Annotated in this window: 2 protein-coding genes; one reads left to right on the top strand and one right to left on the bottom strand. The window is 65.6% G+C overall.

Annotation, left to right across the window (positions count from 1 at the left end):
• Positions 1–223 precede the first annotated feature (223 nt).
• Positions 224–1,792: a TrkH family potassium uptake protein gene (locus B5F40_RS15645; RefSeq protein WP_087195196.1), complete on the top strand. Its 1,569-nt coding sequence runs from the start codon at positions 224–226 to the stop codon at positions 1,790–1,792.
• A gap of 79 nt (positions 1,793–1,871) precedes the next feature.
• Here the strand turns inward: B5F40_RS15645 and B5F40_RS15640 are convergent, their stop codons facing one another.
• Entirely contained in the window at positions 1,872–2,504 is a 633-nt protein-coding gene (locus B5F40_RS15640; protein ID WP_087195195.1) for a recombinase family protein, read from the bottom strand.
• Positions 2,505–2,696 lie beyond the last annotated feature (192 nt).

The raw sequence follows: 2,696 nt of genomic DNA, 5'->3' as shown, positions 1-2,696 counted from the left end.
GAGCAGGCTGAAAGCGGGAACCTGTTGCTTTTGTCGAAGCGCGCACTCGCGTGCTCGTCGCCAGGCTTTTTGCCGTCACGGGCAAGCGCGATCGGGGGCAATTCTCGAACGGCTTTGCACACTTTTGCGCGATCTTAACGCGGACGCGCCGATATTTACGCGCCGTTGACGCCTCGTGGGCTATCTTCGCTTCGGAAGCATGGAAGGAGGTCGTCGCCGCTTTATGATCCCACGGTTGACGCGCGCCGGCGTGAGGGCCGTAGCGCACCACCTCGGAGCGCTCGCGCAGCTGCTTGCCGCATGCATGGCGGCCCCAACGCTCGTCGCAGTCGCATCGTCCGAATGGGAGCCGGCGGCGCGCTACCTCCTTTCAAGCGGACTCTGCCTCGTCGTAGGCGCAGCGCTGCGGTTCGCTGCATTGGAAAAACCCCGCCTCGACCGAACCCAAGCTATCGCGGTGACCGGAATCGCCTGGGTGTTCCTCTCGCTCCTCGCCGCCGTGCCGTTATGGCTGTCGGGGCATTTCGGCGGGTACTTCGACGCGCTGTTCGAATGCGTCTCGGCGCTCACCACCACCGGCGTCTCCCTCGCACAAGACCTCCCGCACCTCTCGAACGCCGACAACACCTGGCGTTTCGCACTGCAACTTGTCGGCGGGCTGGGATTCATCGTGGTCGCTCTGTCCCTTGGTTTGTTCGGACGGCGCATCGACGCCAGCCTGTACACCTCTGAAGGCCGCAGCGAGCGGTTCATCCCCCAGGTTGCCGAAACGGCGCGCTTCATCGCCCGGACAACACTCGCCATCGTCGTCGGCGCAGCAGTCGCCCTCGGCTTTCTCTGCCTCGCTGCGGGAATGGAGACCGGGCGCGCGGCCCTGCACGGCGTCTGGCTGAGCATTGCCGCGTTCGCCACCGGAGGGTTCGCGCCCATGCCTTCGAGCGTGACGTACTACCATTCGTTCGCCATCGAGATCGTGCTCATGGTGACCATGCTGCTCGGCGCCCTCAACTTCGCGCTGCTCCTCGGCGCGCGGCGCGGACGGATCGACGAGATTGGCCGCGACAGCGAAGTGCGCACCGGAGCAATATGGATCGCGGCAATGACCGCGCTGTTCACGGTGGCGGCATGCGGCAGCGCAACGTTCTCCGACACATCCACGCTGCTGCGCCAAGGAACGTTCACCATCATCTCGACGCTCACCACCACCGGCTTTCAAACGCTTTCGACGAATCAGCTGATGCAGGTGCTCCCTTCCGGCGCGCTGCTCGTGCTCGTGCTGCTCATGGCCGTGGGCGGCTGCGCGGGCAGCACGGCGGGAGGCCTCAAGCTCCACCGGCTGAGCATCGTGGCCAAATCGATCTCCGTCACCTGTCGAAAAGCCCTCGTGCCCGAATCGGCCCGGATGGCGGCCGAATACCATCATTTTGGCCGACGCACGCTCGATGACAACGTGTCGAAAGAGGCCATGACCGTGTTCGTCCTATTCACGGCCACATGTGCTCTTGGTGCGCTCGCCGGTGTCGCCCACGGACAAGACGGACTGACAGCCATCGTGGACTCCGTGGCGATGACCAGCAACGGCGGGGTGTTCTCCGGCATCGTGTCCTGCGACATGCCCGCTTCCCTGGAGTTCGTCTACCTCGTCCAAATGCTGGCCGGACGCCTGGAATTCGTCACCTTCGCAGCCATCGTTATCGAGATCGTCGCCACCATCGTGCCGCATCGGCGCATGCCGCATGGCCAGCGAAGCGCCTCTGCGCCGCATGCGGGCGGCGACAGGAGCCGACCGTAGCGGAATCGGCCCGCGACGGAAACGGGGATCATCAAGCGCGAAACGCCTCGGAAGCGCTTTGAAGGCGCCTCGGGGCCTTTCAAGAGCCTTCCCGATCGCATCTGAGCCACCGCTCGAACGTCCTCACACTCACGCCCAGACGCGCGGCTGCCTCCTTGCCCGTGAGCATGCCCGCCAAACGCTCCCTCTTGACGGCCTGGTACGCCGCCGGACGCGGAATGGCCGGTCGACCGAACTGCACGCCCCGCGCTTTCGCCGAAGCTATCCCCTCGGCTTGGCGCTGCCGGGTGTTCTCGCGCTCCACCTGTGCGACGTAGCTGAGCACCTGCAGCACCACGTCGGCCAGAAACGCCCCGGTGACGTCGCCGCGGCGCTCGCGCGTGTCCAGCAGCGGCATGTCGAGCACCACCACGGCCGCCCTCCGCTCCTTCGTGATGCGCCGCCATTCCTCAAGCGTCTCGTCGTAGCTTCGTCCCAACCGATCGATGCTCTTCACCACGAGCACATCCCCCGGCCCAAGCCGCCTGAACAGCGCCCGATACCCTGGGCGGTCGAAGTCCTTCCCACTCGCCTTGTCCACGTAGACGTTCGCGCGCGCCACCGGAAACGCATCGAGCGCATCGAGTTGTCGGGCAAGGCTTTGGTCGCGCGCCGACACGCGCGCGTATCCGTACACCACGCTCTGCGAACGTTCCGTCTTTTGGTCTGCCACGTCGGCCCCTCTCTACTTCGGATTGTCCGTCTCCCGCGCCTTGCGCCACTCGCGCAAGGCCGAACTCCCCGAAAGCGTAGCCAAAACGACCTGCGAACCCTCCTGCCCGACATTTCCCGGCATCCTGAAGCGATCCCCGGCGCCCAAAGCGCCCTGCGATCCCCGCCGCCTCGAACCACAACTCCCCCGCCC

The sequence above is a fragment of the Gordonibacter sp. An230 genome, assembly GCF_002159915.1.
GTDB lineage: Bacteria > Actinomycetota > Coriobacteriia > Coriobacteriales > Eggerthellaceae > Rubneribacter.
The sequence above is the reverse complement of the archived record's forward strand: the minus strand, read 5'-3'. Positions and strand labels throughout refer to the sequence as shown.

Coding starts and splice junctions, on each gene's coding strand:
- B5F40_RS15645 (WP_087195196.1), top strand. CDS start 224: ATGATCCCACGGTTGACGCGCGCCGGCGTGAGGGCCGTAGCGCACCAC.